Genomic DNA, 13,970 nt, shown 5'->3' with positions numbered 1-13,970 from the left:
ATACGTCAGGTAAAAGTCATGGGAGACTCCTTCACCACCTGATAAAGCGCTTGTTCTAATTGTTGTACAGGAAACTGCCAACTGGTTTCTTGCACACTTTCACTCGCCAGTTGCCCCATTTGCCTCAATTGTGGCAATTCAGGAAGATCGCAAATGGATTGAATTAATGCATCAGTCTGTCCGAGTGGCGTCAACCACCCTGTCACGCCTTGCTTAACATGCTGATGCGCGCACACATAATCATAGGCAATCACGGGTAAACCACTCGCTATTGCCTCTAAAACCACATTACCAAAAGTGTCTGCTTGGCTCGCAAAGGTAAATACATCTGCGCTTGCATAAGCCATTGCAAGTTCACGACCGCTAAGGCTTCCTGTAAAAATCACATCATGAGATGTTGTTAATTTACTCAACCGAACGCGATCAGGCCCATCCCCGACAATCACAAACTTAATATTTGTACCTTGTTGTGCTTGTAATGCATGAAAGCCTTTGATTAATACATCCACTTCCTTTTCTGGTGATAAACGTCCGACATACAACATCACACGCGTATTTGTATCGACACCCCACTGTTGTCTTAGTTGTTGTGAACGATACTTTGGCGAAAACTTAACTGTATCCACCCCACGCCCAACCACGACCAAAGGACAAGTCACTCCAAAACTACGCAAAGCTTGTTCAGTATATTGACTAGGCACACAGGTCACATCGGTACTGTTATGAAACCATGTTAAATAGCGTTGAATTGGTTTTACTAAAAATGCCAAATCAAAGAATCGACTAAAATCCTGAAATGGGGAATGAAAACCACTTGATACTGCTATTTTTCTGCTCTTGGCTGCCTGTAAAGCAGTCAGTCCTAAAGGCCCTTCTGTGACGATATGCACCACATCTGGAGCAAACTTTTCAAAAGCTTTTGAAACCTTGATATATTGCGGCCAACCAAATTGAAGACTTGGATACTTAGGAATGGGCTGAGACAGCACCAAGCATTCTTGCTCTGGATGAAACTCCGTACACTCTTCTTTCTGTACAGGTCGTACCAATAGGATTTTATGCCCAAGCCTTTGCAAGCCCTGACACAACTGCATCATTGACAGAGCCACGCCATTAATTTCAGGTGGCCATGTTTCAGTGACGATTGCAACTCTTAAACGAGGACGAACTAAATCACGAAGTTCAGCCAATTCATTTTGTTTATTTTTAAGTTGTTTCCTTTTAAAATAAAACTTAAAACTCTCTGGAAACGGTTCTTGCTTTAATAGAGATGTCGCGTATGTACTTTGCATATCGCCATCCATTTGTGTCGTTATTTTCATGTGTTTAGCTTATAAGTATTTTTTGACACTTTAATGATCAGCACATGACAGTTTCATGAATCAAATGATATGACTTATTGCTTTCAGCAAAAATAAAAAGATTTTAAAATCATGCAAATATTAAAAGCTCAATCACGTTCTGAATTAGCAGACCGCCTTCGCCCCACTATTAAATATAAAAGCAAAGCTATTGTTGCTTATTTTGTATTTTTTATCACTTTTTGTCTTTTGTTGATAGCCTTTCTTTATCTCTTAGGCTGGATAAAAGGTCAACCCTATCAACCACATTGGGGCTATTTTGCTTTGATCTGCATTTATGCAATTACATTTCCAATGGGATATAAATTCAGCGATTATCGCATTCCCTTTTTTTCATTTGAAAAATATTTTATTGACCCAGCATTAGTTCAGGATTTAAACAAACGAGAATATATAAAAGCAACAGCAACAATTACAGATATTAAAATTCCATCAAAACAGTTTTTTAAACCTACATTGCATACTTTAACCCTACAACTGAATGAAACAGAGGAAATCATCACCGATATGTCTGTTCATTTAAATCTATTATTTAGAAATATTTATTTTACCAATTCAAATTACACTCAATTTTATGCTGATCCAGCATGGATTGGCACAAAAGTAGAAGTTTGTTTTTTACCCAAATCTAAGCGCATCATTCAATTGATTTTGGATACTGATCAACATGATTTTCAAGATTTGACCACTGAATCTGTTAATAAACTCACATTACATAAAGTTCCCTCTCGTTTCACCCAAGAGTTATTTGCGGTTCAAAGTATTGAAGCTATACGCTCAACAGACAACACATGGCAATATGAATTAATCATCACAACAACATTTCACAATCAATATCATATCCCTGCTAACAGTCAGGGCTTTGCTAAGCTAGAACAGATACTCTCAAATCGAATTGATTTTTTTAAATACTGTCAGTTTAAGCAAAGCCCATCAATCAGGTCAGAAGTTCTTTATCGACCTAAAATAATTAAACCACCACAGTTTCTACCCAAAATTATATCAACGCCCCATAAAGTTTTTCTTTAAACCAAAGGATTATCAACCGCAAATAACTGTTGATCTTCTAAACAATAGGCCACCAATTGTTGCCCCCAAACACATCCACCATCGACATTTTGAATTTTTTGGCTAATGGTTTTACCCTGCAACGCCGCCCAATGTCCAAAAATCAGTTGATGGGTTTGGGCTGCTTGGCTTTCAAACTCAAACCATGGCTTAAACCCTGTTGGCATCGGTGCGTCTAATGCATCTTTAAATTCAAACTCTAGCCGCCCATCAACATCCGTTAAACGCATACGAGTTAGATAGTTGGTGATACAACGTAAACGAGCTGAGCCTGTTAAATCATCCGACCACAAATCAGGTTGAGCACCATACATTTCAACCAAAAATGCATCTAAAACAGATAAATCCTCATGCCCTACCGCGTGTTGAACTTCCTGAGCAAGCGCAATGGTTTTTTCTGCATTCCAAATACATGGAACACCCGCATGGGTAATCAAAGTTTGTTCATTTGGGGTTAAGCTCAATGGCTGTTTACGTAACCAATCAATCAACTCATCGCCATCAATTGCATCAATGATATCTTGAGTATGATCTTTGGACTTGGCTTTTTTAAATCCACGTGCACAGGCGATCAAAGTCAAATCATGGTTACCGAGAACAGTTGCCGCAGCTCCACGATCTGCTAACTTTTTAACAAAGCGCAACACCCCTACTGAATTTTCACCACGTGCAACCAAATCACCCGCAAACCATAAAAAGTCTTGGTCTGGGTCAAAACGTATTTCTTTCAATAACGCTTTCAATGCCTCGAAACAGCCTTGCACATCACCAATGACGTAGTTATAGCGTTTAGACATTATTAAGATACCATCTGATCAGATAGGGCAACAAAATCAGCCAAACTCAAGGTTTCTGGTCGTGCCATCGGATCAACCCCTGCTTTTTCAAAACCATCTTCAGCCAACATTCCCTTTAAGCTATTGCGTAAAGTTTTACGACGCTGGGTAAAAACATGTCCAACCAAGCGAGCTAATGCCTTTTCATCTTTTGCCACAATCGGTTTGATTGCATACGGCTCTAAACGGAAGACGGCAGAGGTCACTTTAGGGGGCGGGTTAAATGAACCTGGCGGTACTTCAAACAAAAATGTTGGCTTGCAGTAATACTGAATCATGACCGATAAACGACCATATTCTTTCGTATTTGGTGTTGCCGTAATGCGATCCACCACCTCTTTCTGCAACATGAAATGCATGTCTTTCACTTTGTCGCCAAATTCCAAGAGATGAAACAACAAAGGCGTTGAAATGTTATAAGGCAGATTACCGACGACACGGAGTGGATGACCATCTTTAAATAGCGCAGTGAAATCGTATTTTAATGCATCAGCTTCGATAATGGTTAGACGTTCAGGATGTGGCACACGACCTGGTAAACCTGCAGCCAAATCACGGTCAAGTTCAACCACAGTCAGAGCGTCACACTCGCCAATTAATGGAGAGGTTAATGCAGCCAAACCAGGACCAATTTCAACGATATTCTCGCCTGTACGTGGATTCACTGAGCGTACAATTTTGGCAATCACACGTTGATCATGTAAAAAGTTTTGACCAAAACGTTTTCGAGCCTGATGCCCTTCATCTTTAGGGTTTAGGGCATTAATTTGATACATACATTTATACTCAAATATTTGAAACTTAATCCCCCCTCTTTTTATAAAGAGGTGAGAAGCGATTATAGCTTCGTAAAGGAAGTTCTTGCTAAATCAAGTGCTAAATCCACTGCAACATGCAAACTCGATGCTTTTGCTTGTCCAGTGCCTGCAAGAGAAAGTGCTGTACCGTGATCGACAGAGGTTCGAATAAATGGCAAGCCCAAAGTAATATTTACTGCTTCACCAAAACCCTGTGATTTTAGCACAGGTAAGCCTTGATCATGATACATCGCTAAAACTGCATCGGCATCTTTTAGGTTTTCGGGAGTAAATAAGGTGTCAGCAGGCAAACTCAAACTCATGTGAACCCCCTGCGCCCGATACGTTTCTAAGACGGGATTAATCACATCAATTTCTTCACGCCCTAGATAACCATCCTCACCTGCATGTGGATTTAAACCACAGACTAAGATATGTGGCTCAGCAATTTTAAATTTGGTTTTTAAATCATGAATCAGAATATCAATTACTTGATGTAAGCGTTCTTTGGTAATAGCATCAGGCACATCACGCAAAGCCAAATGTGTTGTAGCTAAGGCAACACGAAGCGTTTTGGTTGCCAACATCATCACGACACGATCGACATCTGCAAACTCTTGGTAATATTCAGTATGTCCGCTGAATACGATTCCCGCATCATTAATGATCGACTTCTGTACTGGAGCTGTTGCAACACCAACACTCCGCCCTGACATCGCATAATCTGCGGAACGACGTAATTGTTCGAGTACATAAGCTGCATTTGCAGAATCTAATTGCCCTAATACAACTTTTCCAGCTAAAGGAACATCTTCAACAAATAATTGTCCTTGCAAACTAGATTCAGCTTGTCCTTGATAAGGGATCAGTTCAACATTTAGCCCCAACTGATGCGCACGTTGCCGTAACATTTCTATATCAGCAAGAATAACAATTGGTCGCTCATCTACACGATCAGCTAAACTTAGACAGATATCTGGTCCAATTCCAGCGGGCTCACCTGATGTGATATATAAAGGACGCATAAAAACCGCCACAAAGTTTCTTGATTTTCACATAGTGTAGCGAAAATCTAAAAACAGCTATAGCCCTAGATACCACAATAGCAATGAATTAAGGATTTGATGAGCCTTTAGACAAATTTTGAGGAACTAAATTTGAAGGTACAAATTCAACCTGACGCGTCCAAGGGTTAATCTTAGGCTGCACCTTTTTCTCTGGTTGAACAGCAACCACATCCTCTTTCTTCTCAATAGCAGCAACCGTACTACTTGGCTTTTCAATGAAAGGGTTCGCAACGACTTCTTTCTTTTCAACAGGATGGGGCTGTTGCGCTACTTGTTGTGGCTCTTTCTTTTCTGTTGCAGGTGTTACAGGAGCCACGGTATTTGGTGGACGTGCATAAGGCGTTGCCATCGCACCTTGTTTTACAACTGTTTGTGTCGTTTGCGGATGCACTTGAGGGTTCGGTTGAACCGAAGAACTTGGAGATTGTGCCAAAGGATTCGTCTGATCATCAGGAATTTCAATCGCTTTCATTTCAGCAGTCACCATCATCGCTGGATCAACATGCTCGCCACGACTTTCCAAGACTTCAACTTTACGACTTGCTCCCTCTTTAGGTTGAAATTCCGAATAATTGGTCACACTCCCCTGATCGACCCATTTATACAAACGTCGTGCGTTTGTTTGTGTAGAGCTAATACCTATTAATATGGCAACTACAACAATTTTTGTAGAAAACGATAAATCCATCAAATTCCCCAAAAGAAGAGGTAAATACTTCTATTTATTTCAAATAATTAATGCAAAAATGATAGGTCAAATACAAACACCTCTCAAGTCAAATAATGTAGTTCAAAATTAACGGCGATATAGTTACAAAATCAGTCACATTGCAGCAAATAATGGCGTCTGGCGTGATTTTTCCTTGTGTGCTTTTATAAACTCATGTAGAATTCGGTCTCCTTTTGTTTGGACAGATTCCACCGTCCAAACCAACTATAATAGGTAGTGGTTTAAATGAAAACTCTCAGCGCTAAGCCAGCTGAAGTTCAACACGACTGGTATGTTGTTGATGCTTCTGGCAAAACTTTAGGTCGCCTTGCGACTGAAATCGCTCGTCGTTTACGCGGTAAGCACAAAACTTCTTATACTCCTCACGTTGACACTGGTGACTACATCGTTGTGATCAATGCTGAACATGTTCAAGTGACTGGTAAAAAAGCGCTTGATAAGAAATACTATCGCCATACTGGTTTCCCTGGTGGTATCCGTGAGACTAACTTCGAGAAGTTAATTGCTCATAAACCTGAAGCAGTTTTAGAAAAAGCTGTTAAAGGTATGTTGCCAAAAGGTCCTCTTGGTTATGCAATGATCAAAAAAATGAAAGTGTACGCTGGTACTGAGCATCCTCATACTGCTCAACAGCCACAAGTTTTGGACATCTAAGGGATACAGCACATGGCTACTAATTATGGTACAGGTCGCCGTAAGACCGCAACTGCACGTGTTTTCTTATCAGCTGGTACAGGTAAACTCGTAATTAACAACCGTACGCTTGAGCAATATTTCGGTCGTGAAACTGCTCGTATGGTTGTGCGTCAGCCTTTAGAGCTTTTAGAAGTAACTGAAAAATTTGACCTTTACATCACTGTTAAAGGTGGTGGTATCGGTGGTCAAGCTGGCGCAATCCGTCACGGTATTACTCGTGCATTGATCGCTGCTGACGAAACTTTAAAACCTGCTCTTCGTCAAGCTGGTTTCGTTACTCGTGATGCTCGTGAAGTTGAACGTAAGAAACTTGGTTTACGTAAAGCGCGTAAACGTCCTCAATTCTCTAAACGTTAATCGTTTTACGAATTGGACAAAAACCTCGGATTTATCCGAGGTTTTTTTATTAACCTAATCATCATATTAAGTTTCTACATAAATCTCATAAACACACTTTAATTGATCATGTTGCCCTGTTTGCTCATCTATACTTTTTAATTCCTCAATATAGTATGAGATGTGAATTTCCTTTCCGACTCGATAATATTTTTTTTGCGACTTAACATTTAAATGCATCCATTCCATAAAAATCTCATTCGACTCATCGACTTTGATATCAATGACATTTGGTTTACGGCATCCATCCGTATTATTGGTTGCATAAACTCTTACAATACGCCCCATAATTGTTTGTCGTGGAATTACACCTTTCTTGAGATTAGATATCCACGCGTCGGAACCAAATAAACCAAAAGTGCCTTTTAAGCCAACGTCAGGAAATTCAGGATCCAATGTTAATTCTTGGGCACCTTTCACATGTTCAGGATCCTGCTCAATACAGGGAATAGCTGAATACAGTTGTTTCATTGTTTTTGGCATGTTTTTAATTGGCATAAAATTTATCTGAGTATAATTTTTTATCACTCAAAATTATAGATCAAAGAGATATCATTAAAGTCCCCGTGATTTTACTGCTCAGTTTTAGTATTCTACCCGATTGACTCAGCTCAATTTTGGAAAATGAACATCGAAAATACGCCTATTCAAGGCATTACGCTTTATAGTCATGCAGATGATTTCCGCTCACATTGGATTCGCTTTTTACTCGCTGAAAAGCAGATTAAATATCAGCTCATTATCACTGATCATGAAGATGAAGATTTGGCTGATCTCAATCCCTACAATCAACTTCCTATGTTGATTGAACAAAATCTAAAACTTTTTTCACCAAATATCATTAGTGAATATTTGGATGATCGTTATCGCCAAAACAAGCTTTATGCTGATGCGCCAATAGCAAGGGCTGAACAACGTCAGTATATTTGGCGCTTTGAACAGGACTGGTTCAAACTTGCGGATCAAATGCTGAGACATCACGATACGCTTGATCCACAACAAAAACAGAAAGCTCAAAAAGAGCTGAGAAATACACTGATTTCTCTTACTCCTCTATTTCAGCATTTTCCCTTTTTTATGTCAGAGAGTTTTTCTATTTTAGACTGTATGCTTGCACCTATTTTCCTAAGGTTACAGAGTATGGGAATCGAACTTCCATCGCAGCATTGTCGAGCTATTTTCTTGTATTGTCATCGTATTTTCAGTCGTCCATCTTTTATTAAATCAATGACAGCTCAAGAAAAAAACAGCTACAATGAATTAATTCCTAAGATGAAATAAGCTTGTAAATTATGTCAGAGCAAATCAATGTTACGCCTACACGCCCCTATCTTGCACGTGCCATTTACGAATGGATTTGTGATAACCAACTGACACCTTATTTATTAGTTGATGCGACTCAGCCACACACTGACGTTCCTCAACAATTTGTGAAAGATGGTCAAATTGTTTTGAATCTTGCACCACATGCAATCCATCAATTTCATATGAGCAATGATGCAATTACTTTTTCAGCACGTTTTGGCGGTGTCGCAAGAGAACTCTACGTTCCTATTCATGCTGTTTTAGGAATCTACGCAAGAGAAAATGGACAAGGCTTGTTCTTTGAACCTAGTGAATATGCAGATATTCAAGCGGCTGTTGAGATACCAGTGGAAGATAAAAAACAAGAGACTGAATCAAGTAAGAAAAAACCGTCTCTAAGAATTCTAGATTAAACACGAGGAAATGCACAATGGCATTTGACTTAGTTCAATATTTTTCAGAACAAATTAAAATTCAGAAACCACAACTCTTCAATCAATATTCTGCCAAAGAAAAACTATTGTTTATTGATGAAGTAAACTCGCTTGCACTTGGGCAACTCATCAGTCTTTGGAAACAAGACAAGAATAAATTGTACCAAGAAATTAAAGTCTCTGATCCACTTTACATCCAAGGGATTGCTCGTCATCTAACGACCTCAGCACATAACCAATCCACTTTAAGCCCATCAGAACTCGAGTCAACGATTTCAGAAATACTTTCTTTACAGTTTACAGAACTCAACCAGTTAGACCAAACAGGTAGTTTCGGTCAAATGGGATTAACTGAGCTCCTCTTAGGGCAAATTGAACATTTATCAGGTCAAGCTGAAGATTGGGTTTGGTCTACTAACCAACTCACCGAACTTATAGGTTCTAAACCAGTCACGCAGCAAGAAACCTCTCTAGAAGCAACTATGCAGGAGTTCAATCAAATGGTACATCAAGCACAACATACTGAAGAAATCATCATTCAAGAGCCAACTACGCCAGTATGGTCTTTTATTATCGCCCCTGTTGTTGCATTAACTATTCTATTATTTTTATATTGCACATACCTGCAACTCATCGCTGTCTAACAATATCAACAATATGATAAGAAGAGTATAAATTACTTTTCTTATCATAAACTTATATTGAATTTAGATTAAATTAACAGGTTATTTATGTTTTTTAATATATAACTTTACATTTATTTACAATGAAAAATTAAAAGAAAAACCAAATATTAGCGTGACAAAAATCACATTAATAAAAAAAAACACCATTCAATTATTATTTAAATTTATTGTTTTGACAAAAACTGTCAGTTATTACAATTCCAATTATCTTCATTACATCTGAGTATTATTGATTTAATAAAAGAGTTTCCTATAATGATATTAACTACTTTTGAAAAATATTCTAAAACAAAAGTAGGGAATATAAATTCATAAACAAAGATGTATAAGTAGAGATAATATCATGGCTAAAATTTCATTAGAAAGCTTAACAAATATTGATGGTTTCGTTGCAGCAGCATTAGTAGATACAGAAAGCGGCCTAGCGCTTGCTACACAAGGTGGGGGAACAATTGACTTAGAATTAGCAGCGGCTGGTAACACTGAGGTTGTTCGAGCAAAACGCCGTGTTGCTAACTCCCTAAAACTCAATGATGATATTGAAGACATTTTAATCACTTTAGGTAAGGCATATCACTTAATTCGCCCATTAGAAAGTAATGGTAACCTCTTCCTTTACCTTGTATTAGATCGCAGTAAGTCGAACTTAGCGATGGCACGACACGAATTGAAAACATTCGAAAAAGAATTAGACTTTGCTTAATTAAAAATCTTAAGATTTTTAATATATTAGACTTCTTATATATATTTTAGTTATAAAAATTAAAATACTGTAAGAGGTCTATTATTGTTCTTTAGTAAAGGGATAATTTCGTGCAGTCCAATATTTGATAAACATTAAAGTGATACTATGAATGGACATTGCATTAATATCGCAATTTCAGGTATAAGTTTAAAAGTTTCAGATGAGTTAAAAATAGAACTTAGAAAAACAATACCTAATGAGTTTGGCATAAACTGGATTAATATTTCAGACCCAAATCTTGATTTATTATTAATAAATGAAAATTTTTTTGATACCGAAGGTATCCAACGTATTATTCAACAAAAACAATTACCATGTTTGAAAGTTTCTAAGGGGCAAGGTTCTTGTAGAATTGAGGAAAACAATACACTCTATTTACCATTTCAACAGACTGATGCTTTAAAAAATTGGATTCATCTTCGACTTATTAGTTACATTTCTCATCAACAGCCAGAAGATGAAGTTATATCTAACCACAATGCCGTAAACGAAAAATTTTTAGAGGATATGTTAAATCCAGAAAATGCTCGGTTACATCTGTTTGATGATCACGGTACTTTAGCGATTATTGATACACGTAGCCAAGTTGCATGGCTGGAACCAACTCGGATACAGACTCAAACGAATCATAGTTTTAACTACGAGTTCGCCACAACTTTTGATTTTACAAAAGTTTCTCGCAAGATTGAATATGATTTACAAGATTGGTTATGGAATTTATTTTGGCATTCATTAGAGTTCCAACAACTTGCTCCTAATGAAAATGAATATTTTAAAATTGAGTATTGGCCTCAACCGACTCAAAGTACAGATCGAAAAATTACACTTTTACTTTCAGCATGTTTTATACAAGGAGCTCAACTCGCACAAGTCGCAACTCAATTAAGAATTCCAATACAGACAGTTCAACAATTTGTTTCTGCATGTATGATTTCTAATAATGGGGGCATTATTCCAGCAACAGAAAGCAATTATTTAAAGTTAGATGCTTCTGAACAACCTGTTGAACAAGACAATTTTTTGAATAAATTTTTCGGCAAAATTAGACGCCGTTTTGGTCTTTAAGGAATTATATGATTCTACAACAATATAAAATTGTATTTGCTGGAAGTATGGGTGCAGGGAAAACTGAAGCGATACGATCACTTTCGGAAGTTCCTGTACTTGCAACTGAAGCATTTAATACAGATAGTCAAGCACATAATAAAATGCAAACGACAGTAGGTATTGATTATGGCGAGATTACACTTGATGACGGCGTTAAAATTGGGCTTTACGGCACACCTGGTCAAGCCCGTTTTGACTTTATATGGCCTGTGATTTGCCAAGGTGCTCTTGGTGTTATTCTTTTAGTAGATCACAATAGTAAAGTCCCTCTCGATGAGCTTGATGGATATTTAGATACATTTAAAGACTATACAAAAAATATATCAATTGGTATTACTCATATTGATGAAAACAAAGGTCAGTCCACCTCAATCTATAGAGATTGGCTCATTCAAAATGAATATCAGTACCCTTTGTTTTTTATTGATGCACGAAAACAAGAACACATTTTACTTATGGTTGAGTCTTTAATTGCAGCCTTAGAAGTAAATCTAAAAGCAACCAATTAAATTAATGAATAACTTTAATAAAGAGAAAAATTATGTTCAGTATCCCCAGTCAACAGCGCACAGCACCAAAAGAACTGATTCACTTGGCGAAGATTCAAGCCAATGACATATTAACCAATATCCGAGGTATTGATTATATTATGCTCTGCTCTACTGATGGGTTCGAGCTGGCATCAATGTATAAAAAGAACCCTTACAACAGCACTAAATTAGCAGCTGTAAGTAGTTCTATTTTGGCGATGGTCAGTGCATTTCTAAATGAAATCCAATTGACAGGATGTCAGAGTATTACGCTTGATGCTGAAAATGGTAAAGCAATTCTGACATCAATTCCTGCACCACATCATCCGATGGTGATGGTGACATTAAGCAATAAAGATGTTCTTTTAGGGCAGCTACTTTACAGCTTAAAACAGGCAAGTGCGGCAATTGTTGATGCAGATCAAGCTTAATTTTCCTCCTATAAAAATCTGAAAGTGAATTATCCTTTCAGATTTTTTCATTTTCAAAATAGAACATTCTGTCTAGAAAAATGATTATGTCATAGTTTACTCAGACGCACACTTCAATGATTCACGTATGATAAAAACGCACCATAACAACCTAATCTAGCACCAAACTATTTCACCAAACAAAATCCGAGCACCAAATAAATCCATTTATTTACAGGATAATTTTGCCTTATATCACATAAAATACAAATAAAGTTAAATACAAAACAATAAGTTCAGACAGATGGTATACATTTTACATGCTTTAGCAATATATTTTCATTATCATTTATTTCGAACAAATAACAATCATTAAATTTTCGAAAGTGAATATTTATAATTATTGATTGTCCTTTGTTCATAAATAATTATGCACTATGGAGAGATGTAGTATGGGGCTGACGAGCTTAAAACTTAGCGCAGGAGTAGCGCTATTGGTAGGAGGTTTTGCGACGCAAAACGCTTTAGCTGATTCTTATGTATTTGTAACCAATACCACACCACAAACGGTATCCTTACAAATTAATCAAACAGGGACACATATTCTACAACAAGGAAATGAATGGGCACAGGAAGCAACACAAATTGCCCCATACGAAACTAAACGTGTACTGCGTATCAACCGTTATACAGGTCTAAAATCTGGAAAAACCTATAATTTTGATACTGTAGTAAGTACTGGTAACTCTCAGATTACGTTAAAGCAAACCATGACAGGAACTTGGTCTGGCAGTACAATTAAACATGGGATTCAAACGGCGACCACCACATCTCCTTGGTATTCAGATCGTGATGTACATCGTATCAATACCAACTATGCGGGTTTATCTGCACAAGCCGCTGTGAAAGCTGAATACACTGGTGGGTATGATGATTTTCATTACACCATTCACCAAAATACAGTTCAAGAACCTGTTTCAAGCAACGCCAACGAACTAAAAGTCCTCACTTATAATATTTATGCGTTGCCAATGGTTGCAAGTAAGATTAGTGAGCGTGTAGCTGAATTGCCGAATCATTTGAATGGTTACGATGTGATTATGATGCAAGAAGCGTTTGCATCATCTCGTACAGGTATGTTGAATCAACTCGCTCAACAATATCCATATCAAACCCATATCCCTGTTGGTTCAGGTTATAACTTATTTGATAGTGGTCTCGTGATCGTTAGCCGCTACCCAATCGTCAAAACTGCACAATTAATCTATCCAGACTGTACAGGAACGGATTGTTTTGCTGATAAAGGCGTGTTGTATGCTGAAATCATTAAAAATGGTAAAGCCTATCATGTGACTTCAACACATACAGCCTCTTTTGATACCGATGAAGCACGTGCCCTTCGTCAAGTGCAGTTCCAACAAATTCGCCAGTTAGTGAATCAACAAAATATTCCAAGTTTTGATGCTGTATTGATGGGCGGTGATTTTAATGTCAATAAGCTGTTATGGCCTCAAGATTATCAAAATATGCTCACTAACCTAAATGCAACAGCAGCGCCAAGCACAGGTTATACCGCATCAACATTTGACCCTCGTGTCAATAAATTGGCAGGTGCAGCTGGTTCAGGTGGCACAGCCGTTGAATATTTGGACTATGTAGTGGCTTCAAATACACATCGCCAACCAACCCAAGCTCGTAATGATGTCCGCATCTTACGTACAACGGCTGACCCACTGTACATGACATGGGATCTCTCTGATCATTTCCCAGTCATGGGACAATTTAATTACAGTCCATAACAA

At 37.8% G+C, this 13,970-nt stretch carries 17 protein-coding genes; 11 read left to right on the top strand and 6 right to left on the bottom strand.

Features of this window, described 5'->3' with window-relative positions; genetic code table 11:
* Nucleotides 1–5: 5 nt before the first annotated feature.
* A complete protein-coding gene (locus MMP60_RS02730; protein WP_241334864.1) occupies nt 6–1,322 on the bottom strand; it encodes a glycosyltransferase family 1 protein in 1,317 nt (438 codons plus the stop codon).
* A gap of 111 nt (nt 1,323–1,433) precedes the next feature.
* Between MMP60_RS02730 and MMP60_RS02725 the strand changes: the two genes are divergently transcribed.
* Nucleotides 1,434–2,390 (top strand): hypothetical protein, encoded by a 957-nt coding sequence (locus tag MMP60_RS02725; RefSeq protein ID WP_241334863.1) that lies wholly within the window; start codon nt 1,434–1,436, stop codon nt 2,388–2,390.
* Here MMP60_RS02725 and MMP60_RS02720 read toward each other — a convergent pair.
* From MMP60_RS02720 to MMP60_RS02705, 4 genes are all read right to left on the bottom strand, one after another.
* Nucleotides 2,387–3,226, bottom strand: a complete 840-nt coding sequence (locus MMP60_RS02720) for a symmetrical bis(5'-nucleosyl)-tetraphosphatase (RefSeq protein ID WP_241334862.1) — start codon at nt 3,224–3,226, stop codon at nt 2,387–2,389. The genes MMP60_RS02725 and MMP60_RS02720 overlap by 4 nt on opposite strands.
* A 2-nt stretch (nt 3,227–3,228) precedes the next feature.
* A complete protein-coding gene (rsmA, locus tag MMP60_RS02715) occupies nt 3,229–4,041 on the bottom strand; it encodes a 16S rRNA (adenine(1518)-N(6)/adenine(1519)-N(6))-dimethyltransferase RsmA (RefSeq protein WP_241334861.1) in 813 nt (270 codons plus the stop codon).
* Between the two features lie 62 nt (nt 4,042–4,103).
* A complete protein-coding gene (gene pdxA, locus MMP60_RS02710; RefSeq protein ID WP_241334860.1) occupies nt 4,104–5,087 on the bottom strand; it encodes a 4-hydroxythreonine-4-phosphate dehydrogenase PdxA in 984 nt (327 codons plus the stop codon).
* Between the two features lie 88 nt (nt 5,088–5,175).
* The gene (locus MMP60_RS02705; RefSeq protein ID WP_241334859.1) at nt 5,176–5,817 is read right to left on the bottom strand and encodes a hypothetical protein; all 642 of its coding nucleotides are present in this window, start codon (nt 5,815–5,817) and stop codon (nt 5,176–5,178) included.
* Between the two features lie 267 nt (nt 5,818–6,084).
* Between MMP60_RS02705 and rplM the strand changes: the two genes are divergently transcribed.
* Both rplM and rpsI read left to right on the top strand, forming a co-directional pair.
* Nucleotides 6,085–6,513 (top strand): 50S ribosomal protein L13, encoded by a 429-nt coding sequence (gene rplM / locus MMP60_RS02700; protein ID WP_004802631.1) that lies wholly within the window; start codon nt 6,085–6,087, stop codon nt 6,511–6,513.
* Between the two features lie 12 nt (nt 6,514–6,525).
* A complete protein-coding gene (rpsI, locus tag MMP60_RS02695; protein ID WP_004640839.1) occupies nt 6,526–6,912 on the top strand; it encodes a 30S ribosomal protein S9 in 387 nt (128 codons plus the stop codon).
* A gap of 66 nt (nt 6,913–6,978) precedes the next feature.
* Here rpsI and MMP60_RS02690 read toward each other — a convergent pair whose 3' ends face one another.
* Nucleotides 6,979–7,449, bottom strand: coding sequence for a hypothetical protein (locus MMP60_RS02690; protein WP_241334858.1), 471 nt, complete (start codon nt 7,447–7,449; stop codon nt 6,979–6,981).
* A 126-nt stretch (nt 7,450–7,575) separates the two neighbouring features.
* Between MMP60_RS02690 and MMP60_RS02685 the strand changes: the two genes are divergently transcribed.
* The 8 genes from MMP60_RS02685 to MMP60_RS02650 all read left to right on the top strand — a co-directional run bounded on the left by MMP60_RS02685 (nt 7,576) and on the right by MMP60_RS02650 (nt 13,967).
* Nucleotides 7,576–8,232: a glutathione S-transferase N-terminal domain-containing protein gene (locus MMP60_RS02685; protein WP_241334857.1), complete on the top strand. Its 657-nt coding sequence runs from the start codon at nt 7,576–7,578 to the stop codon at nt 8,230–8,232.
* Nucleotides 8,233–8,243: 11 nt separating this feature from the next.
* Nucleotides 8,244–8,669 (top strand): ClpXP protease specificity-enhancing factor, encoded by a 426-nt coding sequence (locus MMP60_RS02680; RefSeq protein ID WP_241334856.1) that lies wholly within the window; start codon nt 8,244–8,246, stop codon nt 8,667–8,669.
* Between the two features lie 17 nt (nt 8,670–8,686).
* On the top strand, nt 8,687–9,334 hold the full coding sequence (locus MMP60_RS02675) for a hypothetical protein (protein WP_241334855.1): 648 nt from the start codon (nt 8,687–8,689) through the stop codon (nt 9,332–9,334).
* Nucleotides 9,335–9,719: 385 nt separating this feature from the next.
* The gene (locus MMP60_RS02670) at nt 9,720–10,079 is read left to right on the top strand and encodes a roadblock/LC7 domain-containing protein (RefSeq protein ID WP_241334854.1); all 360 of its coding nucleotides are present in this window, start codon (nt 9,720–9,722) and stop codon (nt 10,077–10,079) included.
* 147 nt (nt 10,080–10,226) lie between these two features.
* The gene (locus tag MMP60_RS02665; RefSeq protein ID WP_241334853.1) at nt 10,227–11,186 is read left to right on the top strand and encodes a hypothetical protein; all 960 of its coding nucleotides are present in this window, start codon (nt 10,227–10,229) and stop codon (nt 11,184–11,186) included.
* An 8-nt stretch (nt 11,187–11,194) separates the two neighbouring features.
* Nucleotides 11,195–11,737 (top strand): ATP/GTP-binding protein, encoded by a 543-nt coding sequence (locus MMP60_RS02660; RefSeq protein ID WP_241334852.1) that lies wholly within the window; start codon nt 11,195–11,197, stop codon nt 11,735–11,737.
* Nucleotides 11,738–11,769: 32 nt separating this feature from the next.
* Nucleotides 11,770–12,189: a roadblock/LC7 domain-containing protein gene (locus tag MMP60_RS02655; protein WP_241334851.1), complete on the top strand. Its 420-nt coding sequence runs from the start codon at nt 11,770–11,772 to the stop codon at nt 12,187–12,189.
* Between the two features lie 431 nt (nt 12,190–12,620).
* Nucleotides 12,621–13,967, top strand: coding sequence for a sphingomyelin phosphodiesterase (locus tag MMP60_RS02650; protein ID WP_241334850.1), 1,347 nt, complete (start codon nt 12,621–12,623; stop codon nt 13,965–13,967).
* Nucleotides 13,968–13,970 lie beyond the last annotated feature (3 nt).

It is taken from the genome of Acinetobacter sp. ANC 4805, assembly GCF_022549495.1.
Lineage (GTDB): Bacteria > Pseudomonadota > Gammaproteobacteria > Pseudomonadales > Moraxellaceae > Acinetobacter.
Note: the sequence above shows the minus strand (reverse complement) of the source record. Positions and strands in the feature narration are given on the sequence as shown.